At 44.3% G+C, this 14,964-nt stretch carries 12 protein-coding genes; 6 read left to right on the top strand and 6 right to left on the bottom strand.

Annotation, left to right across the window (positions count from 1 at the left end):
• Positions 1-119: 119 nt before the first annotated feature.
• The 3 genes from JMX93_RS02665 (at position 120) to JMX93_RS02675 (ending at position 2,759) form a co-directional block, all read left to right on the top strand.
• Positions 120-1,415 carry a VWA domain-containing protein gene (locus JMX93_RS02665; RefSeq protein ID WP_499203773.1) on the top strand — a complete coding sequence of 432 codons (1,296 nt, stop codon included), beginning with the start codon at positions 120-122 and terminating at the stop codon, positions 1,413-1,415.
• Between the two features lie 465 nt (positions 1,416-1,880).
• Positions 1,881-2,303 carry a YbaN family protein gene (locus JMX93_RS02670; protein ID WP_198332092.1) on the top strand — a complete coding sequence of 141 codons (423 nt, stop codon included), beginning with the start codon at positions 1,881-1,883 and terminating at the stop codon, positions 2,301-2,303.
• 246 nt (positions 2,304-2,549) lie between these two features.
• Entirely contained in the window at positions 2,550-2,759 is a 210-nt protein-coding gene (locus JMX93_RS02675; protein ID WP_010201661.1) for a cold-shock protein, read from the top strand.
• Between the two features lie 259 nt (positions 2,760-3,018).
• Here the strand turns inward: JMX93_RS02675 and JMX93_RS02680 are convergent, their stop codons facing one another.
• A complete protein-coding gene (locus JMX93_RS02680; RefSeq protein WP_499203774.1) occupies positions 3,019-4,104 on the bottom strand; it encodes a YeiH family protein in 1,086 nt (361 codons plus the stop codon).
• A gap of 189 nt (positions 4,105-4,293) precedes the next feature.
• On the opposite strand from JMX93_RS02680, the gene JMX93_RS02685 reads away from it, so the two are divergent.
• Complete coding sequence (locus JMX93_RS02685; protein ID WP_499203775.1) at positions 4,294-5,229, top strand: LysR substrate-binding domain-containing protein; 936 nt, start codon at positions 4,294-4,296, stop codon at positions 5,227-5,229.
• A gap of 211 nt (positions 5,230-5,440) precedes the next feature.
• On the opposite strand, the gene JMX93_RS02690 is transcribed toward JMX93_RS02685, so the two are convergent.
• Positions 5,441-5,902, bottom strand: coding sequence for a universal stress protein (locus JMX93_RS02690; RefSeq protein WP_087813544.1), 462 nt, complete (start codon positions 5,900-5,902; stop codon positions 5,441-5,443).
• Between the two features lie 437 nt (positions 5,903-6,339).
• Here JMX93_RS02690 and JMX93_RS02695 point away from each other — a divergent pair, with 437 nt between their 5' ends.
• Positions 6,340-9,417 carry an insulinase family protein gene (locus JMX93_RS02695; protein WP_499203776.1) on the top strand — a complete coding sequence of 1,026 codons (3,078 nt, stop codon included), beginning with the start codon at positions 6,340-6,342 and terminating at the stop codon, positions 9,415-9,417.
• A 103-nt stretch (positions 9,418-9,520) separates the two neighbouring features.
• On the opposite strand, the gene JMX93_RS02700 is transcribed toward JMX93_RS02695, so the two are convergent.
• Together JMX93_RS02700 and JMX93_RS02705 are read right to left on the bottom strand one after the other, a co-directional pair.
• The gene (locus JMX93_RS02700) at positions 9,521-10,843 is read right to left on the bottom strand and encodes a serine hydrolase domain-containing protein (RefSeq protein ID WP_193013400.1); all 1,323 of its coding nucleotides are present in this window, start codon (positions 10,841-10,843) and stop codon (positions 9,521-9,523) included.
• A 162-nt stretch (positions 10,844-11,005) separates the two neighbouring features.
• Positions 11,006-11,569 carry an NUDIX hydrolase gene (locus JMX93_RS02705; protein WP_499203777.1) on the bottom strand — a complete coding sequence of 188 codons (564 nt, stop codon included), beginning with the start codon at positions 11,567-11,569 and terminating at the stop codon, positions 11,006-11,008.
• Positions 11,570-12,129: 560 nt separating this feature from the next.
• On the opposite strand from JMX93_RS02705, the gene JMX93_RS02710 reads away from it, so the two are divergent.
• Entirely contained in the window at positions 12,130-12,864 is a 735-nt protein-coding gene (locus JMX93_RS02710; RefSeq protein ID WP_499203778.1) for an NUDIX hydrolase, read from the top strand.
• A 68-nt stretch (positions 12,865-12,932) separates the two neighbouring features.
• Here JMX93_RS02710 and JMX93_RS02715 read toward each other — a convergent pair whose 3' ends face one another.
• Both JMX93_RS02715 and JMX93_RS02720 read right to left on the bottom strand, forming a co-directional pair.
• A complete protein-coding gene (locus JMX93_RS02715) occupies positions 12,933-14,297 on the bottom strand; it encodes an oxygenase MpaB family protein (protein ID WP_499203779.1) in 1,365 nt (454 codons plus the stop codon).
• A gap of 62 nt (positions 14,298-14,359) precedes the next feature.
• Positions 14,360-14,944 carry a DUF2799 domain-containing protein gene (locus JMX93_RS02720; protein ID WP_499203780.1) on the bottom strand — a complete coding sequence of 195 codons (585 nt, stop codon included), beginning with the start codon at positions 14,942-14,944 and terminating at the stop codon, positions 14,360-14,362.
• Between the last annotated feature and the right edge of the window lie 20 nt (positions 14,945-14,964).

Genomic DNA, 14,964 nt, shown 5'->3' on the forward strand with positions numbered 1-14,964 from the left:
TGAGTCTTTATCTTTCTTAAGATAAAAAAACCGCTCCAGCTCGTGCTGTTAGCGGTTTTTTAATGTCAGTAATTAGTCTATTATCTTTAAAGGAATAACAAGCTAACGTAAGGAACACCATGAACCATCTCACCGTCGGACAACGCGCGCCTTTAAGCAACCTTGCTATTGATGACACCGCACCCATCACGCTTAAGTTTACTCGGCAAAGTCCAATAGAGATGGACATCAGCTGCTTTGCCTTAGATGCAGCGGGCAAACTGATCAATGATGATTATATGGTGTTTTATAATCAGCCAATCTCACCTTGCGGGCAAATCAAGCTCACCCATTACGAATCGCAGCCATCATCCTCTAGCAGCATTCAAGCCGAGTTTGAGGTTAATTTATCCAAACTGGCTACTAATATAGACAGCTTGTTTTTTGTATTATCAGCTGACACGCCGCTGAATCAAATTCAATCGTTAGAGATTGGCCTTTGGCAGCAATCACAAAAAGTGCAGGCAGAGTATCAAGCAGCAGACTTTGCCCAGCAGCAAGCCAGTATGTTGATGCAGCTGTATCGTAAAAGTGACGTTTGGCGAGTATCCAACGTCGCGCAAGGCTTTAATGGTGGACTTGCCGCCATCGTGCAGCATTTCGGTGGCGATGTAGAAGAGGGTAGCTCGACAGCAGCAGACGTAACGGCAACGCCAGTTCAAACAAAACCATCGCTAGAAAAGGTCATGTTAGACAAAGCACCAAAACTGGTTAACCTCGCCAAAAAAGCCACGATATCGCTTGAAAAACGCCAATTGCAGCAATTAACGGCAAAAGTGGCGTTGGTGTTAGATGCTTCAGGTTCAATGAACAGACAATATAAAAAAGGCCGTGTGCAAGAAGTGGTCAACCGTTTATTGCCATTGGCAGTGAGCTTCGATGACGACCAAGCGCTAGACTGCTGGGCGTTTGCCCGAGATCCGCAGTATTTGGGCGAGATTGGGCTGAGCAACTATGACGGTTTCATTGACAACGCTCATGGCGGCTGGCGCAAATGGGCACTTGGCCCACGTGTGAATAACGAAGCAGAGGTCATGAAGGCCGTGACGGAGTTTTACCAAAAAGACGGCCTTGATGTGCCTGTATACGTGTTATTTATCAGTGATGGCGGGGTGAATGACAATCGCGGTATCACCAGAGTTATGACGGAAGCGGCGAAACTGCCGATATTTTGGCAGTTTGTGGGCTTGGGTGGTCGTGGTTATGGCATCCTAAAAAAACTAGACGACATGACAGGGCGCGTGATTGATAATTGCGACTTTTTTGAATTAGATGACTTGGATGATATTAGCGAAGAAGCCTTGTATGAAAACATGCTAGAAGAGTTTCCAAGCTGGCTAAAAGAAGCACGCGAGATAGGATTGATAGCGAAATAAATTAGGATAGTATCTTCAACAATAAGACCGTTTATAGTTTAGCTGTGCGCGGTTTTTTATTGCCAAAAATTCAGTCAAAGGTTGTGAACTCACTTACCCAACCACTAACCAAACATACTTATTAATAGCAAAAACCTCGTAAAAATAGTCTTGTACCGTTCCGAGTGATATTGCATGCTTAGCTACCTAGATAGGCATAGGCAGTTATATAGATGATCATCTCGTTTAAAAATTTAGCTGTCTAACTTTTATCGAATATTAGGGCGTGTCCTCAATTCAATCGATATTCATATAAATGGGTTAAAAATGGCTAAATCTTGCCAAACGGCGTTAAATAGCTGACTAATATCTCGATATTATCTGCGCTATTTTCCTTGTTTGACTGCAATTTATCTCATTTTTATCACCATTTTTAAAATGAGGACACGCCCTAGCCCCTCCATATCATTCAATGACAGTATTTTTATGAGCCAACACAAAAAAGCCTTTTATTATCGACCCAAAACCAATCAACATAACAGCCCAACGGTGCGTTGGACGTTTGTCATACTGGGCTGGCTATTTTTTGTATTGGGTATTATCGGTGTATTACTGCCCGTCATGCCGACCGCGCCTTTTATATTATTGGCAGCGGGTTGCTGGGCACGTAGTTCGCGACGCTTTCATTTTTGGCTGATCAATCATCGTTATTTTGGGAAATTCGTACGCGATTGGGAAAATAATCACGCGGTGCCACTCTATGCCAAGTGGTTAGCGACAATAATGATGACTATTTCAACAACGATGTTATTTTTTAACATTCCCTCCGATATGATATGGCTGGCATGGCTGGTAGCCACGGTTTGTAGTGGGGTTGCGGTCTATTTATTCCGCTTGCCAAATGCCTAAAAAATGGTGCAACAAGGGTAAGAAATAGTGAAAAATTGCCGCCAGTTACACGAAACATGAGATAAGACTTGCGATATTGGGATGTACCCCTTATAATACGTCCAAGCTTAAGAGCAGTTCTGCACCAAATCATTACCTCGTAGTATTAGTTATAATCCTTCGTTTTAATATTTATCGTTCAGTAGCTATTTGCAAGCGTTACCGGTCACTAGACCATTAAATAAATTTAAAAGTAGGATTATCAATATGTCAGATACTCAAAAAGGTACAGTTAAGTGGTTCAACGAAGCTAAAGGCTTTGGTTTTATCGCTCCAGAAACTGGCGCAGACGTTTTTGCTCATTACAGCGAAATCACTGGTTCAGGTTTCAAAACTTTGGCTGAAGGCCAAGAAGTTGAGTTCACTGTAACTCAAGGTCAAAAAGGCCCACAAGCCCATAACATCGTTGCTATCTAATTTGTCTTTATAGACAATTAGAGCAAGATGAAAAAAAAGCGAACCTTTGGGTTCGTTTTTTTTCGTCTACGATTTAATATAAGCTATTTGAAATTAAAAGCTCAATATCTATAACGCAGCTTTATGTTAAGTGGCTTTTAAATCAGACGATAAACCAAAAATGCCGACGACTAGCATAGAGCATAGTCGTCGGCATTTTTGGTTTATATAGTTCACGGCAATAATGATAACGAACGACAAGGATGTTTGGTAATTTAATTTAGCCAAGCAAGCTAATACCAATATTAATCAATCCACCGCCAACGATCAGCCAAGCGAACATAATCGCCCCTAAGATAAGGGGTTTAACGCCAGCTTGTTTAATAGCGCCCAAATGTGTGGTTAGACCAAGTGCAAACATCGCCATGGTGAGCAGCACATCGTCTAGCATCACCATACTACGCTCAAAGCTTGCGGTCATCGGTACCCAAGTGTGCAGTAAGACGATGGCAATAAATATAAAGGCAAACCAAGGGATTTTGACTTGTTGGACACGATTCATGAATGACGTTTTTTCGCCATGGTCGCTGCTACCTTTGGTTAAGGCAAACGATAAAATAAGTAAAAAAGGCGCAAGCATCATGACGCGTATCATCTTGGTGACAACAGCTGTGTCACCCACTTCAGGGCTGACTGCGTTACCAGCGACGACGACTTGCGCCACTTCATGAATGGTTGAACCGGTATAAATGCCGTACTGCTGAGCGTTTAACCAAGGTTGCAACCAACCGAGATGGTATAAAAACGGATAGAGCAGCATCGCAATCGTACCGAAGACCACCACTGTCGCCACGGCAATAGTGACTTTGTGTGCTTCCGCTTTGACCACAGGTTCTGCTGCAATCACCGCGGCGGCACCGCAAATACTCGCACCTGACCCAATCAATAGCGTCGTTTGTTTATCGACTTTTAACCATCTGGTGCCTATCCAATAAGTCAGTAAAAAGGTTGATGTCAATACTAAGGCATCGCTCATCACTGCAGACAGTCCGACACTTGATACTTGGGTTAGGGTTAACTTAAAGCCATAAAACATGATGGCGAGGCGCAATATTTGACCTTTGGCAAATGCCACGCCAACATTTAAGCGCTCAGCAAGGTTAGGATAGACCGTATTACCCAGTACCATACCAATTAGAATGGCTAAAGTTAAAGAAGACAAGCCAACGATACGTCCATCTGTCCATGTGTTTACGCTAGTATTGAGCCATAAGCAAAATAAGCTACCAATCAGCACGACGATAAGCCCTGCTAGATGGCGGCTGCGTGGAAAATAGTTATTAATTGATTGGGTCAAGGCGTACATGACTGGCTGTCCTATTGTCTATAATCGAAATAAGCATAAGCTTATGAATAGACATTATAAGACAGACTAATTTATAATAAAAACAGATTAATAAGATATAAACTATCGATTTTTTGGGTTAATTAAAAGCTTTTGGATTAAAAAGGTAGTTTTTAGGTTGTATCAATAGGATAGGGCGTCAGAGAAATTATGAAAAAAGCCATGCAGGTATTACCAAAGATTACCCTCAAGCAATTATCGGTGTTTGTCAGTATCTATCAAACGGGTAGCACCAGTCGTGCCAGTGAAGTGCTGCATTTATCGCAGTCGGCGGTCAGTAGTGCGCTGACAGAATTAGAAGCAAGGTTGCAAATGCCCTTGTTTGAGCGGGTCGGGCGTAGGCTTAATCAGCACCCCAATGCTCATCCTATTTATATACAGGCACAAGCTATCCTAGGGCAGGCTTTGACACTGGAGCATTATCATAAGCATCAGGCAGGGCAGATTCATATCGGTGCTAGTACCACCATCGGTAATTATGTACTGCCACCGCTGCTTGCCAAGCTATATGCGGCGCTACCCGATGCCCATATCGATATGTATATCGCCAATACCCAAGAAGTGGTCAGCGAAGTTGAGCAATTAAATATTGATATTGCGCTTGTAGAGGGTATGCCGCGCCCGACAGATATGAAAGTCATTGAGCAGCGTGCGTGGCGGACAGATACCTTGATGATCTTTACCAAGCACGATAGCAAATGGTTGACAGACATGGCAGCGTATAACGATGCGGATAATTGCTACGAGCTTAGCATTGCACAACTGGCAAAACTGCCGCTATTGGTACGAGAGGCAGGGTCAGGTACTCGGCAAATCATCGACGAACAACTGCTAAAGCATTTGCCTGATGCAGAAATCGTGATGGCCATTCAGCAGTCGGAAGCTATTAAGCATATGGTGAGTGCAGATATTGGTCTTGGTTGTTTATCGCAGCATGTCATTCAGGCAGAGCTGACAGCAGGAGCGCTGGTACAAGTAAAAGTGGCAGGTATTGATTTGTCGCGAACTTGGTGGCTAGTGTGGCATAAAGCCCGCCATCAAAGCCCGATTTGGCAAAGCTTTATTGATATTTTGACAGAAGATTAACCGTTCATGGTTCATAGGAGAGGTCTTAATAGTCAGCTTTTATAGTGATAAGCGGCTAACAAAAAACGTCCCATAGCCATTACTATAGGACGTTTTATAACATGTTATGTTTAGCTTGTAATATAAGCGGATCGATTTAGCTCATTAAAGCTAAGCTACCTTTACACTTAAGCCTTTTCCACTTAAGCATTCTTTAATTAAAGGTGGTCGCTTATTTATTAACGGGCTTATCCAGTCTCACGACTAAGCTATCGCATGGGACGTTAGGCAGGATATTATCTGCCGTCGCGCCACTGAGCCAAGCTGCGATACCATGGCGTTCATGACGACCGATGACCAGCAGATCAACGTCATGCTTGTGGCAATAGTTGACGATGCCTTCACTGTTAGAGATGGCAGTGGTCACTTCAGAATTCACCGCATGTAAGTCATTACGGTCCAAAAACTGTGCCAATTTGGCGCGCGCTTCCTGACAGCGTTCATCGTCAATTTCGTCATATAAGCTGGAGGCCGGCACCAGCTCATAACCGAAGCCGACCATGGTATCTTTGACGATATGCAATACCGATAATTTAGCGTTAGGACGATTCTCGACGATACGTTTGGCCTTTTGGGCGACCACATCAGCATCGGACATTAAGTCGGTGACCAATAAAATATGTTCGTAACTCATGAGCGGCTCCTTGTGACAGATAATTTTAACTATAGCACTACTGATGGCTGCTGTTAAGTAAGCTTTGAGTTCACTTTGTGAAAATCCGACTATCTGTCGTATTGGTTATCTTTATCACTACAGTATCTTGACTTATGAAGGTGCGATCCCCATCTAATTCCGTTAGGCAAATTCTTTTTAATTTATACCGGCGCATTGCCGTCATTTAAAATGATGCACTGGTACATGCCATTAAATTTGAATGTTACTCATAGGTTAATCACAATAATACGCACAATATTTTTATATGAATACCATATAAAAAAGACCCTACGATAAGTATTATATTCACTATTTATCTCTTGTTTACCCCGATTTTATGTTATTGCTACTGGCTAGATTTGGTCACGAATAGCACATTTTTCTAAATAAAATTGGGGCAATCCATAAGGAAAATTATGACCGACACGTTATTTACTACTGATCTAACTTTGCATCCTGCCTTTGAGCTGATTGAACACCGCCACATTGAGGCGCTGTCGATGGACGTATTGATAAGCCAACACGTCAAAACAGGCGCAATGCATTACCACTTGGCACATCCGAGTGACGAAAATGCCTTTTTGGTTGGTTTTCGTACTCAGCCAATGGACTCAAAAGGTGAGGCGCATATTTTAGAGCACGTGGCTTTATGTGGTTCTGAGAAGTTCCCCGTTCGTGACCCATTCTTTTCGATGATTAAACGTTCGCTCAATACCTTTATGAATGCGATGACTGCTGCCGATTGGACGGCGTATCCGTATGCGACGCAAAATAAAAACGACTACTTTAATTTACTTGCCGTTTATCTTGATGCCTCATTTTTCCCGAATATTCATCCGCTGGATTTTGCCCAAGAAGGTATCCGCGTTGAGTTAGACGAAAATGAAAAGCCGCAATTTAAGGGTATCGTTTTTAATGAAATGAAAGGCGCAATGAGTGGTGAGATTGACCAGTTGTATCATACGGTCGCCCATCATCTGTTCCCAACGACGACGTACCATTATAATTCGGGCGGTGATCCTGCTGAAATTCCTGACTTGACGCATACTGAGCTGGTTGAATTTCATCAGAGCCATTATCATCCCTCAAACAGCGTGATCATGAGTTTTGGTAATATTCCAGTCGCTGAAACCCAAGCAAAAATCCATGAAGATGCTTTGATCCAGTTTGAAGCGGGTAAAAAACACGTCTCACGTCCAGAGCAGCGTTTGTCTGCACCGATTAGCGCGGTTGATACTTATACGGCTGATGAAGCAGGCCCCGATCAAACGCATCATGTGGTGGCGTGGTTATTACCATCGATTACTGATCCGAAACAGCGTTTAGCCTTGCGTTTATTGGAAGGGGTGTTGGTTGAGCATGCTGGTTCGCCGCTGCGTGCGTATTTGGACAGCCATCCACTCGGTAAAGCGCCAAGTCCGCTACTAGGGCTGGATGACAGTCACTATGAAATGGTCTTTTATACAGGTCTGCGCGGTTCAAACCCTGAACATGCTGAGGCTGTAGAGCAGGGCATTATTGATTTGCTCAGTCAAGTAGCGAGCAATCCAATCGATGATGAAACCATTGAAACCATCTTGCATCAAATCGAGATTGATCAGCGCCATATCGGCGGTGATAGTATGCCGTATGGTCTAAATTTAATGCTGGAAGGCTTTAGCACTGCCATTCATGATGGGAATCCTATCGATGTATGGGAAGTTGACGAGCATCTACAATGGCTACGTGAGCAAGTAAAAGATGCGCAATGGCTACCGAATTTAATTAAAACCCATTTGCTTGATAATCAGCACCGTGTTCGTGTCACCTTGACACCTGATAGTGAAAAGTCAGCCCGTCTGGCAGCAGCTGAGCAAACCCGTCTTGATACCATCGCGATGGATTTGACCGCGGATGATAAAGCTATCTTAAAACAACAAGCGCTTGATTTGGCCGCGCGCCAAGCAGCGCCTGATGATTTAAGCTTATTGCCAAAAGTTGGTTTAGAAGATGTCCCAACGGATATTAGCTTTAAACAAGGCACGCAAAAACAGGTGAATTTGAGTGGGCAAGACAGTACCTTATGTGAATATGAAGCCGGTACCAATGGTTTATATTATTACCAAGTGATTGTGCCGTTGACCGATGCGATTGGTAATGAGGATACAAGCGAGCTACCCGTTAATGAAGTGATTAATCATCCGCTACTGCCTATTTATTTAAGCTTATTATCTGAGCTAGGTACGGATTCGCTAAGCGCCCATGAAATGCAAGCCAAGCAAGCAGCGCATTCATCAGGCGTGACTGCCAGAATCAGCCAACGTACCAATATCGATGATAGCCAAGCGATTAGTAGCTATTTCGTCGTGGCAACGCGCGCGCTAAACCGTAAACCTGAAGCGATTGATTTGCTCAAAGAAGTGATGGAACACAGCGTCTTTAGCGAGCATGACCGTATCAAAGAGATTTTGCAGCAACGTCAAGCAGGCTGGCAATCAAACCTTGCGGGTTCAGGACATTCATATGCCATGCAAACCGCCAGTCGTGGTATGAGTCGTCAAGCACAGTTAGAATATGTGCGCAGTGGACTGCCAGCATTGAACGCGCTAAAAGAGTTTTTAACCCATGCCAGTAACGACGATGCGCAGTGGGATAAGCTTGCAACCAGTTTGATGGACTTACATCAGCGTTTAATTAGCTTGCCTAAGCATGCGGTTATCATCTGTGAAGCGGAGCAAACCGAACGCTTAAGCAATTTGATTGTCGATAGCTGGAAAGATAGTCAAGCGCCGAAAATTGCAGCGCAGTTAAATAGCTCTGATACAGATATTGAAGATAATATCCCAAGCGAATTTGCTGAGTTACAACTTGATGCGGCGTTAAATGGTGAAAAAGACGCGGTTAAAGTGCTAGAAAGTGGTGTGGCGCTCGATGTTGAAGACTTGGCTTGGTTGGTGCCGACCAATGTCTATCATAACGCCAGTGCTTATACGGTGCCAGCGGCTGATCATCCTGATACAGCTGCCTTGATGGTACTAGCGCCTTACCTACGTAACGGCTATTTGCACAGTGCCATTCGTGAGCGCGGCGGTGCTTATGGCGGCGGTGCGGGCTACGATGCCAATGCTTGTGCCTTTAAATTCTTTAGCTACCGTGATCCGCAGTGTGCTGAGACTTTTGCGCATTTCGATGCCAGTATTGAATGGCTATTGAATGAGCCGCAAACGGACGAGCAGTTAGAAGAAGCCATCTTAGGGATTATCTCAGGTATGGATAAACCAGGTTCACCAGCAGGTGAGGCGGTTAAAGCCTGCTTTGCTGATCTGCATCATCGCGGTGTCGACTGGCAGCGTAAAATGCGTGCGGCAATATTGGCCGTGACAGTGGCTGATTTACAGCGCGTTGCCAAGCAATATTTACAAGGGCAAAAGCACGTACGTGCGGTACTCGCGCCTTATGATAAAGAAGCAGCAGTACAAGACCTTGGCTTTAATGTTTGTAAAATCAAAAGCTAATTCACTTAAAGTTTACTGACTGAATTGCTATATAAAAAACCGCCGCTTTCACTATTTATAGTGGAAGCGGCGGTTTTTATTTTTCATCGTTATTTTTAAGCCGTTACTTTTTTATCAAGTAATTTGCCAATGCTTTATAAGCGGGGAGTGAAGTCGGGTCGATTTTACTGTTACTGGCGTCTGGATATGATGCAAAACGCACGATGACCATATCAGCTGCTGGATCGACATAAATGGTTTGACCGTGGACGCCGCGTGCCGCATAGACGGGTGTGGGATTATTGAATAACCACCACATGCTTGTGTAGCTACCATTATTGAGCTGTTTATAATCTGCTTTAGCAAAGACGCTTTTATCACCGCCTGCTTCGATATGATCAACGACCGCTGCTGGGAATAAACGCTTACCGTTAATCTCGCCTTTATTAAGCATCAAGCTACCAATGCGTGACATGTCATGCAAGCCTGCACTGAGACCGCCACCAGCAAACGGCGTACCTTTAGCATCGACAGTCATATACGCGCTTTGTTCGGCGCCAATTTTTTGCCAGATGCGCTCAGAGAGTAATGTATTCACCGCTTTACCAGTGGTACGCGAAATAATCCAGCCTAACGCATCGCTATTGATGGTTCGATAATTAAATTCTACCCCATGTTCGCCTTTTTTCTTGACTGTTTGTAGGTACTCAAAATAGCCATCAGGTCCGTTATAATCTTTCGGCTTTGGTAATGGGCTTGCAGCTTCTGAATACTTCCATATATCGGCATTAGGGTCGGCGTAGTCTTCGCTATAATCGAGTGCTGTCGTCATATCCATGACTTGGCGCACGGTCGCATCACCAAAGCCGCTATTTTTTAGTTCTGGAACGATAGAAGAGACCAGTGCACTATCATCAAGCTGACCTTCGGTGACAAGGATTTCTGCTAACAGCCCAGTCATGGATTTGGTCATCGACATCGCCGCATGTTTACCTAGCTCATTAAGGCAGCCGTTTTGGCGCTCGTATACCACCTTACCATGATGCATGACCATAATGCCGTCAGTATAATTGGCATCCAATGACTGCTTCCACGTCATTAGGCGCTTACTGCCAGTGGGTGTAAAGGTGATGGCATCAATATTTTTGTCTAAATCGTAGCTAAGCTTGGAGGGCGCGCCGATACCGCGACTGACGTCAGTGGTGGGCATCAATTCGCGAATATGACAGACCGTCCAGCGCAGCTTTGGAAAACTAAAAAAATCTGAAGATGGTTGCATTATCAGTTTATCTTTGGGCGGCGGAAAGCCTTGCATCCACCCAAGCGTTTGTGGGTCTGATTGTTTGGCAGTTAGCGGTGTGTCATCTGCATGGCTGGGCATACTGGATAGAGTCATGGCGATGGTCAGCGGTAAGAGAGGCAGGGAGCGTTGTAATAAAGTTAGCATGGTATATTCTCACAAGTCGGATCAAGCAGTTAATTGCAGACAATAAAAAACCATTGATAAGAGACAACACTAAAAACTTAGCATAATTCTTATCAATGGTTTTTACCAATCACTTTTGTAAAGCTTTTGATTTTTTATAACGCTATTTTTATAAATTTAGGGTTAGTAGCGCTTGATCGCTTGGTCTTTACCGATAATATCTTGATGAATAGGAAAATTCTCATGGTCATCGTATTGCTTGCGGTCTGCAAAATAACTTTTTAAAGTGCGTCGCACCGCTTCAAAGGCAAGTTTATCCCATGGAATGTCTTCTTCAGTGAATAAAGCGCAGTCCAGACTTTCGGAGCCAATACCATAAGCACCATCTTTTAAGTCAGTGATATAAATACTATAGATTTGCCCGATATCAGGAATATCATATAAGCAATATAAATGCGGATTGGTGACGACTGCGTCTGCCTCTTCAAAGCTTTCACGTGCCGCGCCTTCTGCCATGGTTTCGCCATTTTCCATAAAGCCTGCGGGCAGCGTCCATAGGCCATATTGTGGCTCAATCGCGCGGCGACATAGCAGCACTCTATTTTTATGCACGACCAGTGAGCCACAAATCACTTTTGGGTTTTCATAATGAATATAGTGGCAATTGGGGCATACCAAGCGTGGGATATTATCCGTGGCTGGTATTTTGCGTTCTGCTTCATGACCGCATTGTAGACAATAGCGCATATCAACTGCCTTATATAATGAGAAATAGAAATGAGAAAAAGAGTTATCGTTATTTGAAGGATTATGATTCTTATTTTATAAAATAGTATGACTTTGGCTTATCAGAGGTGATGTGATAATAGCCGTTACGCTTAAGATAACACAAACTCTCATCGCACTGGCAGCGATAATAAAAACCGAATAGGTTTGCGCAACTGGTTTCTGCTACGGTTATGATGTGTTAATAATTGGATTAATGAGTTCTATAGGCAGAGCAGCTCAGTCACATAAAGTATATGCAGTCAAGGTCAGATTGCGCTAGGCTAGACTTACACTAACTATTGAATGATGGCTTTACCAATGGTGACAGTAATAGCCGCCGCGACTGATATGGTTATAAATGAGAGCATGCTCTAGCGCAAGCGCTGTAATAGCTGCAAGAGACAAGCTCCACCATTCGATGCCAAATAAGGTCAAAAAAGATAAACTGGTGAACCTGAGTAGTCAATATTTGTATTTGATTGCTATTTATATTTAATGGCATTGATGCTTCATACTGATAAAAATATAGGGCAATGATAATGTTACTCCCCCCGCAGTCGCTACGTTTTGATGAGTTTTCAGTCGCTATGCCGGACTTTATTCGTTATCCCACCATTAGAACGTTGGCGGAACGGGTGCAGCAGGAGACCTTAAATGCTGTCACCAGTCCTGCACTATACGACGCTAAAACCTCTCGTAGCGCTCGCATTCTAGATAGCTTGTATCAGACACCTATTGCCGATGCCTCGGTATTGGTCGCCATCACTCATGAACGCCATCCAAAACTGCTACTGACACGTCGCGCTGCGCACATGAACAGTCATGCTGGTGAGGTCTCTTGTGCTGGGGGTAAACATGACGCAGGTGATGGTAATAATGTCGTCACCGCTTTGCGTGAAGCCTGTGAAGAGACCGCACTACCACCCAATAAAGTCCAGCTAATTGGTCAACTGCCCATTCAAACCTCTAAAAGTGGTATGAGTGTCCGTCCTATTGTGGCACTGATTGCGCCAGATTTATTGTTAGTACCTGAGCTTGGCGAAATCTCACGTATTTTTTGGGCAGATTTTGAAACCTTGCTGACTCAGCCTACCGTCGAGTATGCAGTAGAATATGCGATGCAAGATCAGACCGCGACCATTCTCACGCCTAGCTGGCAAGTGGATGGTGAAACGGTTTGGGGTCTGACAGGGCGAGTCATTGCCAGTCTGTTAGAAACAGGCTTTGATCGCCAGCTTGAGTGGTATTATCGCATCCAAAATACCCGCAATTAACCCGTAAGGCGGTTGACGTTTAATCATTATTCGTTTTATTTTACCTACTATGCTTTATTTATAATTGCTTACTTATAATATTCGTCATTTTTCTTTAGCCACCAATTCATATTATCTTGGCGTTTGGCGCGGAAAGCTTCTAATTTTTCAGCTATCGTTTGATTGTGTTGGCGTGCCGTATCGAGAGTAAAAAGAATCGGCACCGACGATAAGACGCCAAAGCGGATTTTTGATTTTGGCAAATCCAGCCCATCGCCGATATCATCGCCGACCAAGGTACGGGTCACGCTAGCATTGACCATCTCAACGAAACGCCCACGGCGGTTGTCCTCGCCCATCAGCTGACGCGGCAAATCATGCAGGGCCTTGGCTAATGGCTGTCCCATTTTAAAATCAAGCTGCTGAATTGATAAATAGGTATAGAGCCATTCCCAACAGGCGGTTTCATCTTTTGGCAGGCGATCTAAGTCAACGCCCATCCAATAGCTGGCAAGATTCCATAGATGCAGGATACCTTCTGCTTCTTCAGTGCTGATGCGTGCACCAAGCAGCCGTAAGCCGCGCATAATCAACAATGAAAACTGCAAATGAGTAGCAATCATATCGGTTTGGTTGATAGGAAGACCCCAATAGGCGGTATTCCAGCTGCCATCTGGGTTATGGTGTTGGTCGGCATTTGGTATGACGCCTTTAGCAGCATGGCCTTTACCTTTGAGCAAGTTTTGCCGTACTAAAGTATGAATTTGCCGCACTTTGATCGATTGCCGCCAACCTTCAGAACCAATCGCCAATACTTGCTCGATAGGCTGACGGTTATTGCGTGCACTCGTATTCGACTTATGTAATAGTGGATGTTCAGAGACAGCTAGGATATAAGCGTAAGTACGCATCAGGCGCGGCAGGGCATCATGCATCAATGCACCTGTCTGAATGAGCGGCAGGGAGAGGGCAGGAATGCTGTAGCCTGCCATCAGGGCGACATTACGTAATAGCCAAATCAACATCAGCGGATAGCGCCGATAGGCAACCGCACCGATTTGGGCGAGCTTGGGGTCGAACCAATCAGGATGACGGCTAAATTGTTCAGTCAAAGCGTTAAATGCAGGGTTATTTGCGAGGTCAGCGTCTAAGTTATTGCTGTTGTCGCTGATAATAACTTGCTGTAGGGGCTTTGCAAAACGAAGGCCATCAGCGGCTAACGCATCTGCCAGTGAATCGCCAATATCGTAGCCCGTTACTATTTCATTTAATAAATCTTGCGAGATAACAAAATCTTTTGGCAGCAAATAACGTCTAATCCGCTTTAAGACTTGCAGGTCGCTATGGTCATCAATCGCGGTCGTCCGTCCATGACGCTGATAAGGTTTTATTGAGGGCTGTTGGTGACTCAAAGTATCGGCCGTCTGTTTATCAGTTATGTTGATTGAATCCATATTTATCAAATGCCTTTTTACCAAATGCTTTCCTATTAGATCATTTCACAAAGCCAATAATATTAATATCTATTTGACTGGTTTAGAGCTTCTAATTGTCTTTGCGTGGTATTCATACGGCGCTTGGCTTTACGCAGCTCGTCGGCTAATGACAGCAATCGCGCGCGCGCTTCTTTTTCATTAGCAAAGTCTAGCATCGCCCCACTTTCTAGCTGATCAAATTCTTCTTGGTAGGCTTCTATTAGGCGCTTGTCTTCGTCTAGCTGACTGTCTAAGGTGTAATAGTCTAAGCCTTTTTGATTGGCAGTTTTCAGGGTATTCGCCAAGGTTATTGGACAGACATTGTTTAGCTGACGTCCGCGTCGACCAACATTGTAAGCATTACTGGTCGTGCAGTATTGCTTAAGCCCCAGCTGGCGACCTTGTTCCCATGCTAGATAGTTGGGGGCAACACTGGCCTTGGCACAGGCTTTGGCATGTGATGCGAGGCGGTCTGATGGGTAACCTGCCACGCCATCATTATAGCCAATAGCCTGCCAGTCACCAACGAGGCACTCCTGCTTAGAGAGCGTGGCACAGCTTGATAGTAAAACAATGCTACCAAGGAGAGCTAACATTAACGAAGGCCGCGGTGCAAACTGTCGCATGATTACCTCTTCTATGGCTA

Source organism: Psychrobacter muriicola 2pS (assembly GCF_904846535.1).
Lineage (GTDB): Bacteria > Pseudomonadota > Gammaproteobacteria > Pseudomonadales > Moraxellaceae > Psychrobacter > Psychrobacter aquimaris.